The sequence below is a fragment of the Flagellimonas chongwuensis genome (assembly GCF_013376415.1).
GTDB classification, from domain to species: domain Bacteria; phylum Bacteroidota; class Bacteroidia; order Flavobacteriales; family Flavobacteriaceae; genus Flagellimonas; species Flagellimonas chongwuensis.
The window spans coordinates 55,575-73,562 of the sequence record NZ_WYET01000002.1; the positions used below are offsets into that span (position 1 = coordinate 55,575).

Consider the following 17,988-nt stretch of genomic DNA (forward strand, 5'->3'; position numbering starts at 1 on the left):
ATTTTGTCTGCCAAGTTATCAATTTAGAATGATAAACACCAAGTTGGACAACATCTTCTACTCGAACTGGATGGCCTTAACAGGTGTAATCTTGGTGATGATATAGGACGGTATCAAAAGCATCAGCAAGCAAAGCAACATTACCCCAACATTCAATAACAAAATGGTAGGTACGTCTATGTAGACAGGAATGTAATCTATGTAATACTCTTCGGGGTTCGGGAACTTGAACATCCGGTACTTGTTCTGAAGAAAAATTACCCCGAGACCAATCAAATTACCCCAAAAAAGCCCAATACCGATTAAATAGGCCGCGTTGTACAAGAACACTTTTCGAATGCTCCAGTTGGCAGAGCCCAATGCCTTTAAAATCCCTATCATTTGGGTACGTTCCAAAATAAGGACCAGCAAAGCGGTGATCATATTGATGCCGCCCACAATAATCATGATACCAATAATGAGGGCAATATTAAAATCGAACAAACCTATCCATTCAAATATGCGGAAGTATTTGGATTTGATGTTCTGGGTATCCAAGACCGATAGGGTATTGTTGTAGATTTCGTTGCTTTTTTCATCTATTTGCCCAAAATCGTCGATAAAGACCTCAAAGTTGCCGATTTGATTCTCCTCCCATCGGTTCATCAGTTGTATATGACGAATGTCCACAAAAACGTAGGTTTCATCAAACTCCTCAAAACCGCTATCGTAAATGCCAACAATTTCGAACCTACGATTGTTCGGTGGTTTGGACGCATCCCCATCACGCAGAAAAAAGGAAAAGAAACTATCGCCAACTTTCAATTGCAACCTATTGGCCATCAAACTGGAAACAAGCACTTCTTCATTAAGGTCGCCGCTGTAATCGGGAAGCCTTCCATCGACCAGATATTCTTCAAAAGTGCTCCAATCGTAATCGGTGCCCACTCCTTTGGCCAGCATCCCCTCAAACGTTTCGGCCGTTCGGATAATCCCACCTTTGGTGGCGACCGCTTGAACATGCCTTACCCCATCAACAGTTTTAAATTCGGGATAAAAATCCTGATCCATGGAAACCGGCGTCAGGGAAACCTCGGAATTGTTGTTATCAAAATTTGAAATCTGGATATGGCCGTTAAAGGCCGCCACCTTTTCCCGAATCTTATTCTTAAGGCCCGTGCCCGTAGCAATGGCAATGAGCATCATCACCACACCGATTGCGATTGCGGCAATGGCAATTTTTATTATCGGGGCGGAAATACTAATTTTATGTTCCTTCCCTGTAACAAGGCGTTTGGCAATAAATAATTCTAAATTCAACGAATGCCCATTTTATCTAGAATCAAAAGTACAGTTTTATTGTTGTTTTTGGTGTTTTCCGCATGTAAGGGACAACAAAAAGAAACCATTTCGGCCACGGAACCTGAAATTGAGGCTCCTGCTCCCATAAAAGTTGCGGCCAACAGAACCGAGGTGTACCTGCCCATGCTGCAGGGAAAATCCGTAGCTGTGGTGGCCAACCCCACGAGTGTAGTTTTTAATGATAAAGGACATACCCACTTGGTAGATTCTTTACTGTCCTCAGGAATAAATATAAAGCAGGTTTTTGCGCCCGAACATGGTTTCCGGGGAACAGCGGATGCCGGAGAACATGTAAAGGACGGTGTGGATACCCAAACGGGCCTGCCCATCATTTCCTTGTATGGTAAAAACAGAAAACCATCCGCAGCACAACTGAGCGATTTGGATGTGGTTGTTTTTGATATTCAGGATGTGGGCGTGCGGTTCTACACCTATATTGCCACATTGCAGCTAGTAATGGAGGCCTGTGCCGAAAACAACGTCCCCATTATTGTGTTGGACCGCCCCAACCCCAACGGACATTATGTTGATGGCCCTACCATGATGAAAGAACATACTGGCTACTTAGGTTTGAACACGATTCCTCTGGTGTATGGGATGACGATGGGCGAATACGCCCAAATGTTGAACGGTGAAGGATGGCTGGAAAACGGCAGCAAAGCCGATTTGACCGTGATCGAACTGGAAAACTACACCCACGAGTCCGAATACCACTTGCCCATACGGCCTTCTCCGAACTTACCCAACGATACTTCGATTACGCTATATCCAAGTTTGGGATTGTTTGAGGGCACCAACGTCAACGCAGGGCGTGGAACGGAATTTCAGTTTCAGCGCTACGGGGCATCGTTTATGGATAGCACCGCCTACGATTTTAGTTATGTGCCCGAACCCAATTTCGGTTCCAAATACCCCAAAGAGGAAGGCAAGACCTGTTTTGGGCGCGACCTGTCCGATACGCCAAGAATGAACGAGGTGACCATGGAATGGGTCATTGATGCCTATAACAACACCTTGGACAAGTCTAAATTCTTTTTGACCGAAGGTTTTACCAAACATGCGGGCACGCCCCTACTTCAAAAACAGATTGAGCAAGGTATGACCAATGCCGAAATCAAGGCCACTTGGCAAGCCGATTTGGAAAATTTCAAAAAAATTAGGGCAAAGTATTTGATCTACGATTGATTTGTTCGTTTTTGGTTGATGGTTGATGGTTGATTGGTCTATTGGATTGTTCGATTTTTGGATGGTTCGATTGTTCGATTGTTGGATGGTTCGATGGTTGGTCTTTAGGAAAGCGTTCTCGACTGCGCTCGAACTGACAATTGTGACCTGTTTATTGTTTGTTGTGGACTGCCCACTGCCTACTGACCTCTGACCTCTGACCTCTGACCTCTGACCTTAAAAAAAGAAAAAACCGGAAAAGCACTTGGCCCTCCCGGTCTTTACATTATAAATATCTTTTTGTATTAATTACAGTTTTTTAAACCATCCCATACGAATTCCCAGTTGTTTGGCTCACTTGCTAAAGTAGTAAAAGCTGCAAGTCCACTGGCGTCGTTAAAGCATACAAACAAACCTGCAGCACCTAAATATACATTCGGTTGTACATCCTGTGCCGACCAACCAACCAAAGTGTTGGAAAAGTTTATTAGCGACATTCCAGTATTATCTAGCATAGATTCCATAAATTCTACATTGCCAATATTCCAACCACCAATATCTCCATTAAAGGAAATAGCATTTAAGAACATTCCCTCTAGGCTTGTTACATTGGAAAGGTCAGGGCTATCTGTAGCATTGTAAACCATTTCATTCTGGTCGGCAAAAGCATAGGAAAGCTCCTGCCATACAATACTGCCCCATTGCTCCATACTCAACATATTTGATGAAGTAGGAAGGAACATTTGCATCTCTCCTTTTATAGCTACGGTATAAACACCTGGATTCTCATATCCGTGTCTTAGTATTTGATCCGGAGGTATGGTGGTAATATTCTCTATAGTGCCATCACCCCAGTCCACCATAAAATCATATTCATATTGAATATCCTCGAAATATAATTTCACCTCTTCCCCATCAGCTTCCGTTTTCCACGTGGTCACAAAGGAGGCTGGATCTTCAGCTATGCTCTCAATAACGTTTTCCACGGTTATGGTAATGGTGGCGTCTACAGTTTCCTTGCCATCGGTTACGCTTACGATAATGCTATGGGAGGTCTCTGTTTCAAAGTCCAGCGTTTTGCCTTCTGCCAGGGTCAACACACCACTTTCAGAAACGGCGAACAGGTCGTTGTCGTTTTCGGTGAGTTCAAAGGTCAGTGCATCACCATCCGCATCGGTGGCTTCAATAGCGCCCATACTTTCACCAGCAACATGGTTCTCCATTATTGAAAAGTTTTGGTCGGCCATTTCAGGGGCCTCGTTGGTCGGGATTACCTCTTCGGAAGTTACTTTTATGGTGACCGTGGCACTGGCTGTATCCTCGCCATCATCCACCTTAACTGTAATTGCGTGCTGCTCCTTGGTGGCCGCATCCAACGTTTTGCCACTTGCCAAGCTCAGGTCGCCCGTTGCGGTGATCTCGAACAAGGCATCGGAGTTCGTGGCAATGGAAAAGGTAAGCGTGTCATCATCGGCATCGGTTGCCGTCACCTTACCGATAACCTCTGTATCGGAAATGGTCTCCGAAACGGTAAAGGTCTTCGCAGCTATTACCGGAACACTGTTCTCTGTTTCTGTAGGTGTCGGCGGGGTCGGGGTCTCAGGGCTATCGTCCTTTCCACAGGACCAGAACATGGCCACAGCCAATATTGAAAAAAATAGCTTTTTCATAATTTTTTTGTTTTATGGATTATATATTCTTGCCAAATTCGGGAGTTTCTGCAAGGTTTTGGGCCACCAATTGACGTATGCCCCATTTGAGTTGACGGATGATGGGTTTGGGTTGATGGAGGTTTGGGTGAAAGGGTAAAAGGTGAAGGGTTAAGGGTTGAGGGTTGAGGGTTGAGGGTTGAGGGTTAAGGGTTAAGGGTTAAGGGTTAAGGGTTAAGGGAAAATAACAGTTGGATCATTGGATGGCTAGAAAGTTCGATTGTTGGCCACTGTTAATTGTTAACTGCCAACTGATTATTGCGTTCCGAACTGGACCCTGAGCGGAGTCGAAGGGACGTTCTTATCCGATTGTTGGATTATTGGATGGTTCGATGGTTGGTCTTTAGGAAAGCGTTCTCGACTGCGCTCGAACTAACAATTGATAATTATTGACTGCCAACTGATTAACAGCCACCGTTAATTGCATATTCCTCATTGATAACTGTTAATTGTCTATTGTTCATTGTAAACTGCCAACTGATTATTGCGTTCTGAACTGGACCCTGAGCGGAGTCGAAGGGACATTCTTATCCGATTGTTGGATGGTTCGATGGTTGGTCTTTAGGAAAGCGTTCTCGACTGCGCTCGAACTGACAATTGTGAGCTGTTTATTGTTTGTTGTGGACTGCCCACTGCCTACTGACCCCTGACTTCTGACCCCTGACTTCTGACTTCCGACTTTTTCGAGAAATCCTACCCCTCGGTAGTCGGTCTTCTGTATTTATGGAAAGGTTGCTTTAGCAATCCCTTGATGCTACTGTTCTCTTTTTCGTCTGGAAAGGTATCCACACCGTATACGATATCCTTTGAATCCAAATACATATAGGTGCCAAACATACGGTCCCAAATGGAAAAGATATTTCCGTAGTTGGAATCTGTATAGGGCAATTGATAGTGATGGTGCACTTTGTGCATATCGGGACTAACAATGAACCAACTGATGGCTTTATCCACTTTTTTGGGCAAACTTATATTGGCATGGTTGAACTGTGAAAACACGACAGACAGACTTTGGTAGAGCATAATGATACCGATGGGCGCCCCAACAATTAGAACCCCTGCCAAGGTAAACGTATATCTTATCAAACTTTCTAGTGGATGATGCCTGTTTGCCGTAGTAGTATCCACATTATGATCGGAATGGTGCACCAAGTGAACCATCCACAACGGTTTCACCTTATGTTCCACCCAATGTGCGGCGTAGGCCCCGATAAGGTCCAAGAGCATTACACCAAGAACAACGTAAAGCCACAACGGCATTTGGGGCAGCCAGTTGATGATCCCAAATTGGTTTTCCACCGCCCAGTCCGAAGATTTCAACAATAAAAACGCCAGTGGAAAATTCACTATGATCGTGGTCAACGTAAAAAAGAAATTGGGAACCGAGTGCCGCCATTTTTTATAGGGCACGTTGAACAAGGGCACAATTCCTTCCAAAACCCAGAAAAAAGTGATGCCCCCGACCAAAATCAAGCTTCGGTGCAAAGAAGGGATGGTCTCAAAATATGAAATCAATTGCTCCATTCCTTCAAATATAGCAAATCATTAAAATTTTATCGATTTTTTCATCTCCTCGACAATGTTAAAAGCTGCCGGGCAAATGGCCACATTTTTTAAGGTAAGGTTGGAAATCTGCTGGAACTTTTTTCGGTCCGTATGTGGAAACTCTCGACAGGCTTTGGGACGGACATCGTAAATGGAACAGTAATTATCGGCTCCCAGAAAAGTGCAGGGAACGCTTTGCAGCACATAATCGTTCTCTTCATCCACCCGCAAAAATTCATCGATGAATTGGGATGGTTTCATCCTGAAATGTTTGGCGATTCGTTCCACATCGGCATTGGTGAACAGCGGACCAGTGGTTTTGCAACAGTTGGCGCAAGTAAGGCAATCCGTTCGGTCAAACTCGGCCTCGTGCAGTTCTTGCATGGTATAGTCGAGGTCCTTTGGCGGACGTTTTTTCAGCTTTACGAAAAACTTTTTGTTCTCCGAATGCTTCTCCCTTGCCTTTTGCGGTAAATCCCTGAGTATTTCCTCCATAATGCACAAACTTATCCATTTTAAACCTTTCCAAGCAATTAAAGTCCCACCTTTGCAGAAACAAACCAAAGCTATGGCAGATGTTTTTGGAACGGCCCTGAAAGATTATCAAAATGGCCGGTACACGGAAGACATAAAAACCTATTCATCTTTGGACGAGGAGGATGTGATTCCTGTCCCCTATTTGTTCCGAACGTTTGATGAAATGCCCAAAATTGAACAGAAAGCTCTAAAACTAGCTCGGGGCAAAGTCTTGGATATTGGGGCCGGGGCGGGAAGCCACTCGCTATACCTACAGGAAAAAGGAATAGATGTAACGGCGTTGGACAATTCCGAAGGCGCTATTGCCGTATGCAAGGACAGAGGAATTAAATCGACTGTATTGAACAACGTTCTGGACTACTCAGCAGAAAAGTATGATACCTTACTGTTGTTGATGAACGGAATAGGTCTGGCAGGCAAACTGAAGAGTTTAAGCCAATTTTTGACGCATTTGGCGTCATTATTGCGACCTAATGGTCAAGTTCTGTTGGATTCCAGTGATATTGTCTACATGTTTGAGCAGGATGATGATGGTGGTTATTGGATTCCAGATGATGGCACGTATTACGGTGAAGTCAAATTTGAAATGGAGTATAAAAACCAAAAAAGCAACCCTTTTGACTGGGTTTACGTAGATATAAATACGTTACAGAATGCTTGTGAGTCGAACGGTTTTAATTGTGAGCTTATAATTTCGGGCGAACATTACGACTATTTGGCCAAACTCACGTTAAAAGAATACTAGTTCCCCATATGGAACGTTCTATTGTATATTAGTTGATCATGAAAAAAATTGTCCTTTTTGCCCTATGTAGTTTTGGGTTACTGATAAGTTGTTCCAAGGATGCCGATGTATCCTCGCCAGAATCCAACACCAACCTAATGGCCGGAAATCGGTTGACCACCGGAGCATCTGCCCGGGACTTCCTTTCCAATGATACTTTTGACAGACTCTTGATAGAAATAGATTATGTGACCGGTTTTGCCCCTACTGCCGGAGCCATAGCCAACTTTGAAGAATTTTTAAGAGCACGCACTTACAAAGAAAACATTGAATTTACCTATTCTGCAGTCACCTCTCCAGGCGAAGAAAGCCTGACTCTGGAAGAAGTGGTTGAACTGGAAAATGAAAATAGGGATGAGTACAACAGTGGCTCAACACTGGCAATCCACATATATTTTGCTGATGCTCCTTCGGAAAGCGACGATGAAAGCGAAGGCTTGGTGACTTTGGGAGCGGTGTACAGAAACACCTCTATGGTTATTTATGAATCCACCATTAAAGATATGGCCAGCAGTAGCACTGCCGTAAGTACCGAAGAGATTGAAACAGCTACTATACTACATGAATTTGGCCATTTGTTCGGATTGGTGAACCTTTCCACAGAATCGGTAAACGACCATGAGGACACAGAGACAGAAAATCATTGCAACGTAGATGGCTGTTTGATGCGCGCCGAATTGCAGTTTGGTGCATCCTTGCTCAAGCAGATGGAAAAAAATGCATCCAAAGGCTTGGCCTCAATTCCAGATTTGGACGCCGAATGTCTTCTAGATCTTCAAAAATACGGGGGACGCTAACGTCCGTTTAAGGAATATTTAAATACTTATGTGTCTGTAGGGAAACTTTCCACTTGGGATGTTTCATCACATAGTCTACAATCAACGGAACCATTTTATCCCGAACGCTCCATTCCGGCTGTAGGTAAAGAATACAATCTTCTCCTACTTGGGCTGCTTGTTCCTCTGCAAAAATAAAGTCGTGCTTGTTGTACACAATCACCTTAAGCTCTTGCGCTTTTTTATAAATCTCGCCCTCGGGAAGTTTGTTCTTTTTGGGTGATAGGCAAATCCAATCCCAAACACCCGTCAACGGGTACGCCCCTGAAGTTTCGATATGGATTTTCATATTCTTTGCTTTCAGACCTTGGGTGAGGGGCCCCATATCCCATGTGAGCGGTTCTCCGCCGGTAATCACAATGGTATCGGAATATTTCTCGGCATTGGCCACAATACTATCGATTGCCGTGGGTGGATGCGTCTCGGCATTCCAGCTTTCCTTTACATCGCACCAGTGGCAACCCACATCACAACCCCCTACCCTAATAAAGTAAGCGGCTGTTCCCTTGTGAAACCCTTCCCCTTGAATGGTATAAAATTCTTCCATCAGGGGCAGCATCAAGCCCTTTTCCACCAAATCCATCACGTTTTCTTCTACCATGGTGCAAAGATAATCCACTTCGGTGGTTTCACCTACTTTACAGCAATAACATCTATCTCTATATGGGCATTGGCCGCAAGTCCGCTAGCTGCAAAGGTGGTCCTTGCCGGTTTCTTTGTGAAGAATTGGGTATAAACCTCGTTAAAGGCTGCAAAGTCGGATATATCCGATAATATCACGGTACACTTCACCACGTTGTCCAAGGTTAAGCTATGCTGGTCCAAAACATCCTCAATATTTTTAATGGCTTGCTCGGTTTCTGCTTGAATCCCTCCTTCGACCAAGGTTCGAGTTTTCTGGTCCATGCCTATCTGTCCCGCCAAAAAGTACATATTGCCCGCTTGTACTACATCACTAAATGGCGCATTTTGCTTTTTGGGCTCGTGCGATTTATAAAAAATAACTTCAGTGGATTCTTGCGCATAAGTGGTTGCCACAAAGCAAGTCAACAAAACGGTCCAGATTGCACATCGCATAGGTTTCATAATCTCATTTTTAGTTTTGCTTAAAATTACCCTATTTTTATCGCAAATTGGATGCAATGGGCAACAAAGAAAAATTCTTCGAGCATTTAGAACAAGGTTACGCCATGAAGGGCGATTACATTACTGTGGGAGCAGGAATGCTGGATGGCGAGACTTTGACGAATGCCTTTGTTAAGGTTCCTTTGAAAACGATGAACCGCCACGGGCTAATTGCCGGAGCAACGGGCACGGGAAAGACCAAGACGCTACAAGTTTTGGCGGAAAACCTATCCGACAAAGGGATTCCCGTGTTGCTCATGGACCTTAAAGGAGACTTGAGCGGCATTGCACAACCAAGCCCTGGCCATCCCAAAATAGATGAGCGCCAAGAAAAAATAGGTTTACCGTTCGAAGCCAAAGGATTCCCTGTAGAAATCCTGTCGCTTTCCGAACAAGGAGGGGTTCGCCTGCGTGCCACTGTTTCGGAGTTTGGTCCCGTGCTCCTTTCCAGAATTTTGGACCTTAGCGTAACACAGGAGGGCATTGTTGCCGTAATTTTTAAGTATTGCGATGACAACAAGCTTCCCCTTTTGGACCTTAAGGACTTTAAAAAGGTATTGCAATATGCCACTGGCGAGGGAAAGGATGAGTTCCAAAAAGCCTACGGACGTATCTCTACCAGTTCCACCGGCACCATATTGAGAAAGGTAATTGAACTGGAACAACAAGGTGCGGACCTTTTCTTTGGAGAAAAATCCTTTGATGTAGATGATCTAACACGCATTGATGAAAACGGGCGAGGCTATGTGAACATCATCCGTTTGACAGATATACAGGACCGTCCCAAATTGTTCTCGACATTTATGTTGAGCCTTTTGGCCGAAATTTATGCCACTTTCCCGGAACAAGGAGATAGCGACCGTCCTGAGCTGGTGTTGTTTATTGATGAGGCCCATCTAATTTTTGACAATGCCAGCAAAGCACTTTTGGACCAGATTGAAAGCATCGTTAAATTGATCCGCTCCAAAGGAATCGGCCTGTATTTCGTTACACAAAACCCAACTGATGTGCCGGACGAGGTTTTGGCGCAATTGGGACTAAAAATACAGCACGCATTGCGTGCATTTACTGCCAAAGACCGCAAGGCAATAAAACTTACGGCACAGAACTATCCCATAACCGAATTTTATGATACCGCAGAGGTACTGACTTCGTTGGGAACAGGGGAAGCCTTGGTCTCTGCTTTGGATGAAAAGGGACGTCCCACCCCTTTAGCGGCCACCATGATGCGGGCCCCGATGAGCCGTATGGATATTTTGAGCGACTCGGAAATCAAGGATGTGCTGGACAACTCCAAATTGATAAAAAAATACAACGAGGAAATTGACCGTGAAAGTGCCTACGAAATCTTGACGGAAAAAATAGAAAGAGCCGAAAAAGAGGCAGAAAAAGAAAAGGAAGAAAAATCAACCAGCCGAAGGTCATCGAGCCGTAGGAGCACTCGAATGAACCCTGTTGTAAAGGTTTTGACAAGCGCAACATTTATCAGAGGAGTGTTGGGTGTATTAAAAAAAGTGATTCGATAGTTTATATGAAAAAGACAGTTATAGCAATTGCACTAATTTTTGGGACGATACTAATCCACTCTTGCCAAAAAGACACGACTTTTTTAATCACGGAGACCAGTGTTGGACCTTTGACACAGGACACCAAGGCAAATGAACTGGAAGCCACTTTTGCAAAAGATTCGGTCGTTGGCGATCAAGTGCAAATAGATTTGGGTGCCTCACCTAAAAAATTCGAAATTTTTGAGAAAGGGGGCAAACATCTTTTGACCCTTACCGTGAATACAGATAGTGTACCCGGCATTGAAAATGTTAGGATCATGGACCCCAGATATGTTTCAGAAAAAGGGATTGGACTAAAGAGTACGTTTAAAGATATCCAGAACAAATATGATATCAAGAAAATTGTGACCACCTTGAAAAGTATTGTGATTTTTCCAAAGGGAAGCAACCTCTACTTTACGATAGACAAGGAAGAACTGCCTGAAAATTTACGCTTTTCAATGTCGGATATTGAAGCAGTGCAAATCCCCGACGATGCCAAAATCAAATATTTAATGGTAGGCTGGGAATAGCTTTCCAAGACTACAACAATCCGAATTTTTCACGATTGGCCAATACTTTTGGACTGTTATCGTGCATCCATTCGGCCAAGTCCAATAGTTTTTCCAGATAGGATTGTCCAAATTCGGTAAGACTGTACTCCACCCGGATGGGCACTTCGGGATACGCTTCCCGTTTAATGTAACCATCAGCTTCCAATACTTTTAAGCGCTGGCTCAATACTTTATTGGATATACCATACACATATTTCTTGAGCTTATTGAACCTGAGTACGGGAAAGTACCCCAGCCATAACAGTATCAAAACACTCCATTGGTCAGAAGCCACGGACATTACATCTCGAACAGGGCATAGCTCGGGCGGATTCTTTAAATCAATATGACCGAACATTTTTTCTAATTTTTTTACCGTCCTAACCTTCTGATTTTCAGCAATAGTTTCCATGGATATACTTGGTTTTCAATCAATCACTTCTTTTTTGTTCTAAAAGGAATATGTACTTTTAGTATCTAATCAAGAGTAAGTTACAAAAAGTAACCTCATGAAAAAACAAATCAGCAAAATACTGCCTTTGGCGTATGGGCGATTTTTTAACGCTTACAGTCTTATTGCCCCAAAAAAGGTGGCCGACAATGCATTTCATGTTTTTTGCACAGTGCGCAAGGGCAAAATAAAGCCTGAACAGGCCGCATTTTTGGACGATTTCAAATTAACCACCGAGGAAGTTGCAGGGCACAAAGTGCAATCCTACCACTGGCCGGGAAATGGGGAAACCGTTCTGTTGGTACATGGATGGGAAAGCAACACATTTAGATGGCGTAACCTTATCAAAAAACTCCGGGAGGCCGACTTTAATATCATTGCTTTTGATGCACCTTCACATGGCTATTCTACTGGAAAACATTTATACGTTCCGCTGTATGAAGAAGCCGTCAACCATATGGTAAAAAAATATAATCCGAAGCACCTTATCGGGCATTCTGTTGGCGGTATGACTATTCTTTACAATCAATATAAAAACCCGAGTGAACATGTGGAAAAAATGGTCACTATTGGCTCACCTTCAGAATTCCATGAAATCATAGAGCATTTTCAGAACATTTTAAAGTTCAACAATAGGGTAATGAAACACTTGGATGATTATGTCTTAAATCGTTTCGGGTTCAAAATTGATGAATTTTCCACATCCAAGTTTGCACAATCCATCAGTAAAAAAGGACTGCTATTCCATGATAAGCATGATTTGATTACTCCATACCATGCCTCTGTCGCCGTCAATAAAAATTGGAAAGGCAGCCGATTGGTCAGCACCGAAGGACTGGGGCATTCCATGCACCAAGATGATGTGAACAATCAAATCATATCATTTTTGGAAGCTTGATAAACTTGTCCTAATTTTCAGAAAAAATAGACCATGCAAAAAATAACTCCCTTTCATGTTGCCGTACCGGTTCACAACCTTGAAGAATGCCGGATATTTTACCGTGAAGTCCTTGGTTGCAAAGAAGGTAGAAGTGCCGAGCAATGGGTCGATTTCGATTTTTTCGGACATCAATTTGTGATTCATTACAAGCCAAAATCAGAAGAAGACGCACACACCAATCCTGTTGATGGTAAAAATGTGCCTGTTCCCCATTACGGAGTGGTTTTGCCTTGGGATACCTTCCAAACATTTTCCCAGGAACTCATTGAAAAGGGAATTGATTTTGTAATTGAACCTTACATCCGTTTTAAGGGTGAACCCGGGGAACAAGCTACGATGTTCTTTTTGGACCCGGCAGGAAACGCCCTGGAATTCAAAGCTTTTAAGGATATGGAACAGTTGTTCGCCAAATAGGTTACGCAAGGTTCAAACCTTTTTTGCGTACCCATAGCATGGCAAAAACCATATTGGGAACCCAACAAAGCCAAGCCACTATTTTATAGGCCAATAAAAATTCACCAAAAACAATGGTGAGCAAAGGCAGCCATATACGCAAAGTCACCGCTGCAAAACAAGCCGCATAACTGTAAATCATCATACCTTGATGAAGTGAAAGGTCCTTCTTTTTGATGGCGACATAAGCTCTAGTCGTGGTAAAGACCCAAATAATACCGAGACTTATAAAACCAATGGCTGGAACGATACCACCTGTGGCGAAAAATCCAAGATAAATTCCGCACAACCCACTTAGCAAAGCAGAAACCACATAGATTTTTCCAAGATTGCGATGCAATTGCAAACGTTTGGCCCGCAACTTTTTCAAGAACTGGGACCAACCTACCAAAAGCGCTATTCCACCGAAACTAATGTGGCCATAAAACGCCATCTTCCAAACGGCATTACCACGTAAATCCGGTGACTTGCTCAGCAATACACCAAAATCATCCGAGGCAAAAAGATATGCCAAAGGATATAGACCTATCCCTATGGCCAGAAAGATGAATACCACCCAAGCTACCTTGTTTCGCGCTGTTTGAGCCATAATCCGTTGTTTAGCAACGGGTAAGTTATCGATATTTTGAAGACAAAAACAAGAATTTGAATGGTAATTCGTTATAAGTGTACCAATTAGGCTACCAAGCCATACCCAAATCTTATTACTATGAAGACAATTTTACTATTGGTGACCCTTGTTTTTTCAGCTATGGCTGTATCCAGCTGCACCAACGACGAAGGTGAAACGGAATTTGAACACCTCAATCCTGATGAGGAGCAGCAAATGGCCTTAAAAACCGAGCAGAAAAACTAAGCTAGTTATTATGGCGCTCTCTTGCCAATAAGGTATTCTTGAGCAACATTGCTATCGTCATTGGCCCTACTCCGCCAGGTACGGGTGTGATGAATGACGCCTTTTTGCTGACGTTATCAAAATCCACGTCACCAGTGATGTAATATCCCTTTTCTTTGGTGTCATCGGCAACCCGAGTGATTCCCACATCTATGATGGTAACCCCCTCTTTGACCATATCGGCCTTTAAGAATCTTGGAACCCCCAAGGCAGATATCACGATATCAGCTTGAAGTGTCAATTCCTTTAGGTTCTGGGTTCTACTGTGTGCCAGTGTCACTGTGGAGTTTCCGGGTTTCCCTTTTTGACTCATCAAGATACTAATAGGTCGGCCCACGATGTGGCTTCTCCCGATTACAACGGTGTGTTTTCCTTCGGTGTCCACGTTATACCTTTTCAATAACTCCATAATTCCAAATGGTGTTGCCGAGATAAAGGTTTCCATATCCAATGCCATTTTTCCAAAATTGGTCGGGTGGAATCCATCCACATCCTTATCTGGATCAACAGCCATTAGCACTTTTTCCTCATCAATATGTTTGGGCAAAGGAAGCTGAACAATATACCCATCGATTGCCGGGTCGTTGTTCAATTGGTGTACTTGCTTAAGCAAATCCTCTTCGGTGGTCTCTTCGGGAAGATGGATCAAGGTGGATTCGAAACCTATTTTTTTGCAGGAACGCACCTTACTTCCCACATAGGTAAGACTGGCCCCATCGTTGCCCACCAATACAGCGGCCAAATGAGGGACTTTTTCTCCCCGTTCTTTCATTTGGGCCACCTCAACGGTGATCTCTTCTTTAATTTGGTTCGATATTTTTTTTCCGTCAAGGATTTCCATGGGTTGTGTTGGTATTTAGTTCTGGCCTTTTTAATAAAGTTATCTCATATTCTGCATCATCTGCATCATCTTTTTGCCTCCGCCGCCTTGCATCATCTTCATCATCTTGCTCATTTGGTCGAATTGTTTGAGCAACTGGTTCACTTCTTGAATAGAAGTTCCGCTACCTGCGGCAATTCTTTTTTTGCGGCTTGCATTCAACATAGCTGGGGTAGATCGTTCTTCGGGGGTCATAGAATGGATGATGGCCTCAATATGCTTGAAGGCATCGTCATCTATATCCAATCCCTTCAAGGCCTTTCCAGCGCCTGGAATCATTCCCATGAGGTCCTTCATGTTCCCCATTTTCTTGATTTGCTGTATTTGGCTCAAGAAGTCATCGAACCCGAACTTGTTCTTGGCAATTTTCTTTTGAATCTTACGCGCCTGCTCTTCATCGAACTGTTCTTGGGCACGCTCCACCAAGGACACCACGTCTCCCATTCCCAAAATACGGTCGGCCATACGGGATGGATGGAATACATCAATGGCCTCCATTTTTTCCCCTGTACCGATAAATTTAATGGGCTTGTCAACTACGGATTTAATGGAAATCGCAGCACCCCCTCGGGTATCACCATCTAACTTGGTAAGGATTACCCCATCAAAATTAAGGACATCGTTAAACGCCTTTGCAGTATTCACGGCATCTTGACCCGTCATGGAATCCACCACAAACAAGGTTTCTTGTGGCTCAATGGCTTTGTGGATGTTGGAGATTTCATCCATCATCTGCTCGTCCACGGCCAAACGACCGGCGGTATCGATAATCACAACGTTGCAACCTGTACTTTTGGCATGGGCAATACCTGCTTTGGCAATGGCAACAGGGTCGTTGTTATCCCTATCGGAATACACCTCTACGCCAATTTGGTCTCCTACCACATGCAACTGGTCTATCGCCGCAGGACGATACACATCACAGGCTACCAAAAGTGGTTTCTTTGTTTTTTTGTTTTTGAGGTAATTGGCCAATTTACCGGAAAAGGTGGTTTTACCCGAACCTTGAAGACCGGACATCAAGATAACCGAAGGATTGCCCGATAGGTCGATTTCCTCGGCATCGCCGCCCATGAGTTCGGTAAGCTCATCCTTCACCAGTTTTACCATGAGCTGGCCTGGCTGAAGGGTGGTCAAAACGTTTTGACCCAGTGCCTTTTCTTTTACCGTATTGGTAAATTCCTTAGCTATCTTAAAGTTTACGTCAGCATCCAACAAAGCTCTTCGAACTTCCTTCAGGGTCTCCGCAACATTGATTTCAGTAATCTGACCATGCCCTTTTAGGACGTGGAATGCTTTATCTAACTTTTCACTTAAATTATCGAACATATGTTCTTTGTTTTAAAGAGGGACAAATTTAATAATAATATAAAAGAAAAAGGACGGCTTTGGGGTGGGCCGTCCTTCTTTTGGAAAAAGAATGGGGAAAATTTTTATTTCTTATTGTAGAATTGACCAATCTAAGCTTCGAAAACTTTTCAATTCAGAATTAATCATTGTGATTTATATATCGCATCTTCTTTCGAGTAGAATTTTATTGCCATCGTCTTTGTACAACTTTATAAGCTCTTCCTCAAGTTTATACACCTGCCATTCTGATGAAAAGTCGGTGAAATTTTCAAACTCTAGCCTTAAGTTCACTGCTCCATTTGACATACTTGTGTTCCAGGCACCTGTTATCTCATTTGCCGTAAATGTGGAAAAAACAACAGAACCATCTTCTCTAAATACCATTAAATGTTCCAGGTATTGTTCACTGTTGTCCATTTGGTTGCGGATTACCTGTTTTACCTGTAATGGGCAGGCCATTAAATATTGGTCCAGCTCGGCTTCGGAAAAATCGTCATCGCCAAAATCATTATCGTCATCCTCATCACATTCATTCTTTTCCAATTCCAAAGTTGCTATCAAATCGGCATTGTTTTCAATGACAACTTCAGTACCGTCATGTTTTGTTAGTGTAATGGGGTACTGGAAACTGACCAATCGATTGTCTTCCAACTCCGAAAATACACGGTACATATCTAAATCGGTTTCAACTTGGATTTCGGAACTCTGTTGTACATCAATCACAAAGGTGAACAAGGTTATGGGATATACGAAATCAACACACTCAATATCATCATCCCCCCCGCCTTCAATGCATTCACGGGCCCTAATCATAAGCTCTCCCTTATTTTCAATAGTGATTTGGCTATAATCCGCAAATGTTATTGTGACGGGAAAAACTATTTCTAGGATATTATTTCCCTCAATGGTAGCATCAAAGACTTCTTCAATTTTTTCAAGATCACTTTTGGAATTGATGCTGATCTCAACCCCATTTGCATTTACGGTGTAAGGAAACTCGACGGCGAAACAACTGGCTCCGTCCACAATATTGTCAAAAGAACCATCTTGGGAGGAGGTTTGTTGAATTAAACCAGCAATGTCAGATTTAGCTGCAATGGTTTGTTCTTGGTCGTTGCCCTCTACATCTTCATACTCCTCTTGACAGGAATACAAACCAATAACAGACACCATGAGCACAACACGCATCACATTGTCAATCAGCTTCTTCATAACTATTGATTTTTTGGGGTTATTCTTTACCACTAAACAATTCTCGAAAAAAAAACCCTACTTTTCCTTAATATTTTTCAAATATATTTGATTCCCTAATCAAACCATCTTCGATGAGCAACGTTTGTGAAGAGCAAATTTTCAGTAAAGTTTTCAAGGCCCACTCCAAAACGGTCTTTAACTACATATTCTATAAGTTCGGTAATGAGGAAAAAGCAAATGACGCCGTACAGGAAGCATTTGTAAAGTTATGGCAAAACTGTGCAAAAGTGAGCCCGGAGAAAGCAAAATCCTACGTTTACACGGTTGCCAACAACCTTTATTTAAATGTGATAAAGGCTGAAAAGGTGAGGTTAAAACATGCCGACAGCCTTGTAAAAGATAGAACCAACGAATCTCCAGAATTTTTGATGGAGGAACAAGAATACAAAGAAAAATTGGACAATGCGCTTAATGCCCTACCCGAAAATCAACGGACCACATTTTTACTGAACCGAATCGATGGTAAAAAATATGCAGAAATTGCAGAAATGGAGGAGGTGAGCGTAAAAGCCATTGAAAAACGAATGCATTTGGCCCTCAAAAGTTTACGGGAACATATTGATGGCATTTAGCTATAGAATTTATTTTGAATTTTAAGTAGGGTATTTTAACAACTAGTTGTT

The 17,988-nt window shown here is 43.0% G+C and carries 20 protein-coding genes; 9 read left to right on the forward strand and 11 right to left on the reverse strand.

Going from position 1 to position 17,988, the window contains the following annotated elements:
* Window positions 1-57: 57 nt before the first annotated feature.
* Window positions 58-1,299: an ABC transporter permease gene (locus tag GUA46_RS05065; RefSeq protein WP_176619585.1), complete on the reverse strand. Its 1,242-nt coding sequence runs from the start codon at window positions 1,297-1,299 to the stop codon at window positions 58-60.
* Between the two features lie 3 nt (window positions 1,300-1,302).
* Here GUA46_RS05065 and GUA46_RS05070 point away from each other — a divergent pair, with 3 nt between their 5' ends.
* Window positions 1,303-2,526: an exo-beta-N-acetylmuramidase NamZ family protein gene (locus GUA46_RS05070; protein ID WP_176619586.1), complete on the forward strand. Its 1,224-nt coding sequence runs from the start codon at window positions 1,303-1,305 to the stop codon at window positions 2,524-2,526.
* Between the two features lie 284 nt (window positions 2,527-2,810).
* On the opposite strand, the gene GUA46_RS05075 is transcribed toward GUA46_RS05070, so the two are convergent.
* The 3 genes from GUA46_RS05075 to GUA46_RS05085 form a co-directional block, all read right to left on the reverse strand.
* A complete protein-coding gene (locus GUA46_RS05075; RefSeq protein ID WP_176619587.1) occupies window positions 2,811-4,175 on the reverse strand; it encodes a cadherin domain-containing protein in 1,365 nt (454 codons plus the stop codon).
* Window positions 4,176-4,907: 732 nt separating this feature from the next.
* Window positions 4,908-5,738, reverse strand: a complete 831-nt coding sequence (locus tag GUA46_RS05080) for a sterol desaturase family protein (protein WP_176619588.1) — start codon at window positions 5,736-5,738, stop codon at window positions 4,908-4,910.
* 21 nt (window positions 5,739-5,759) lie between these two features.
* Window positions 5,760-6,254 (reverse strand): YkgJ family cysteine cluster protein, encoded by a 495-nt coding sequence (locus GUA46_RS05085; protein WP_176619589.1) that lies wholly within the window; start codon window positions 6,252-6,254, stop codon window positions 5,760-5,762.
* A 73-nt stretch (window positions 6,255-6,327) separates the two neighbouring features.
* Here GUA46_RS05085 and GUA46_RS05090 point away from each other — a divergent pair, with 73 nt between their 5' ends.
* Together GUA46_RS05090 and GUA46_RS05095 are read left to right on the forward strand one after the other, a co-directional pair.
* Window positions 6,328-7,041 carry a class I SAM-dependent methyltransferase gene (locus GUA46_RS05090; RefSeq protein ID WP_176619590.1) on the forward strand — a complete coding sequence of 238 codons (714 nt, stop codon included), beginning with the start codon at window positions 6,328-6,330 and terminating at the stop codon, window positions 7,039-7,041.
* A gap of 38 nt (window positions 7,042-7,079) precedes the next feature.
* A complete protein-coding gene (locus GUA46_RS05095) occupies window positions 7,080-7,877 on the forward strand; it encodes a hypothetical protein (protein WP_176619591.1) in 798 nt (265 codons plus the stop codon).
* A 7-nt stretch (window positions 7,878-7,884) separates the two neighbouring features.
* Here the strand turns inward: GUA46_RS05095 and GUA46_RS05100 are convergent, their stop codons facing one another.
* Together GUA46_RS05100 and GUA46_RS05105 are read right to left on the reverse strand one after the other, a co-directional pair.
* Window positions 7,885-8,517 carry a 7-carboxy-7-deazaguanine synthase QueE gene (locus GUA46_RS05100; protein WP_176619592.1) on the reverse strand — a complete coding sequence of 211 codons (633 nt, stop codon included), beginning with the start codon at window positions 8,515-8,517 and terminating at the stop codon, window positions 7,885-7,887.
* A gap of 32 nt (window positions 8,518-8,549) precedes the next feature.
* Entirely contained in the window at window positions 8,550-9,002 is a 453-nt protein-coding gene (locus GUA46_RS05105; protein WP_176619593.1) for a RidA family protein, read from the reverse strand.
* 56 nt (window positions 9,003-9,058) lie between these two features.
* On the opposite strand from GUA46_RS05105, the gene GUA46_RS05110 reads away from it, so the two are divergent.
* Together GUA46_RS05110 and GUA46_RS05115 are read left to right on the forward strand one after the other, a co-directional pair.
* Window positions 9,059-10,567, forward strand: a complete 1,509-nt coding sequence (locus GUA46_RS05110; protein ID WP_176619594.1) for a helicase HerA-like domain-containing protein — start codon at window positions 9,059-9,061, stop codon at window positions 10,565-10,567.
* Between the two features lie 5 nt (window positions 10,568-10,572).
* The gene (locus GUA46_RS05115) at window positions 10,573-11,121 is read left to right on the forward strand and encodes a hypothetical protein (protein WP_176619595.1); all 549 of its coding nucleotides are present in this window, start codon (window positions 10,573-10,575) and stop codon (window positions 11,119-11,121) included.
* A 10-nt stretch (window positions 11,122-11,131) separates the two neighbouring features.
* On the opposite strand, the gene GUA46_RS05120 is transcribed toward GUA46_RS05115, so the two are convergent.
* Window positions 11,132-11,554 (reverse strand): winged helix-turn-helix transcriptional regulator, encoded by a 423-nt coding sequence (locus GUA46_RS05120; protein ID WP_176619596.1) that lies wholly within the window; start codon window positions 11,552-11,554, stop codon window positions 11,132-11,134.
* A 97-nt stretch (window positions 11,555-11,651) separates the two neighbouring features.
* On the opposite strand from GUA46_RS05120, the gene GUA46_RS05125 reads away from it, so the two are divergent.
* Window positions 11,652-12,491 (forward strand): alpha/beta fold hydrolase, encoded by an 840-nt coding sequence (locus GUA46_RS05125; protein ID WP_176619597.1) that lies wholly within the window; start codon window positions 11,652-11,654, stop codon window positions 12,489-12,491.
* A gap of 33 nt (window positions 12,492-12,524) precedes the next feature.
* The gene (locus GUA46_RS05130) at window positions 12,525-12,947 is read left to right on the forward strand and encodes a VOC family protein (protein WP_176619598.1); all 423 of its coding nucleotides are present in this window, start codon (window positions 12,525-12,527) and stop codon (window positions 12,945-12,947) included.
* 1 nt (window position 12,948) lies between these two features.
* On the opposite strand, the gene GUA46_RS05135 is transcribed toward GUA46_RS05130, so the two are convergent.
* Window positions 12,949-13,575, reverse strand: coding sequence for a DUF2306 domain-containing protein (locus tag GUA46_RS05135; RefSeq protein ID WP_176619599.1), 627 nt, complete (start codon window positions 13,573-13,575; stop codon window positions 12,949-12,951).
* 120 nt (window positions 13,576-13,695) lie between these two features.
* Between GUA46_RS05135 and GUA46_RS05140 the strand changes: the two genes are divergently transcribed.
* A complete protein-coding gene (locus GUA46_RS05140; RefSeq protein WP_159075859.1) occupies window positions 13,696-13,842 on the forward strand; it encodes a hypothetical protein in 147 nt (48 codons plus the stop codon).
* Window position 13,843: 1 nt separating this feature from the next.
* On the opposite strand, the gene folD is transcribed toward GUA46_RS05140, so the two are convergent.
* From folD to GUA46_RS05155, 3 genes are all read right to left on the reverse strand, one after another.
* The gene (gene folD / locus GUA46_RS05145; protein ID WP_176619600.1) at window positions 13,844-14,722 is read right to left on the reverse strand and encodes a bifunctional methylenetetrahydrofolate dehydrogenase/methenyltetrahydrofolate cyclohydrolase FolD; all 879 of its coding nucleotides are present in this window, start codon (window positions 14,720-14,722) and stop codon (window positions 13,844-13,846) included.
* Window positions 14,723-14,761: 39 nt separating this feature from the next.
* Window positions 14,762-16,090, reverse strand: a complete 1,329-nt coding sequence (gene ffh, locus GUA46_RS05150; protein WP_108247058.1) for a signal recognition particle protein — start codon at window positions 16,088-16,090, stop codon at window positions 14,762-14,764.
* Window positions 16,091-16,264: 174 nt separating this feature from the next.
* A complete protein-coding gene (locus GUA46_RS05155) occupies window positions 16,265-17,323 on the reverse strand; it encodes a hypothetical protein (protein ID WP_176619601.1) in 1,059 nt (352 codons plus the stop codon).
* Between the two features lie 113 nt (window positions 17,324-17,436).
* On the opposite strand from GUA46_RS05155, the gene GUA46_RS05160 reads away from it, so the two are divergent.
* Entirely contained in the window at window positions 17,437-17,937 is a 501-nt protein-coding gene (locus GUA46_RS05160) for an RNA polymerase sigma factor (RefSeq protein WP_108247056.1), read from the forward strand.
* Window positions 17,938-17,988 lie beyond the last annotated feature (51 nt).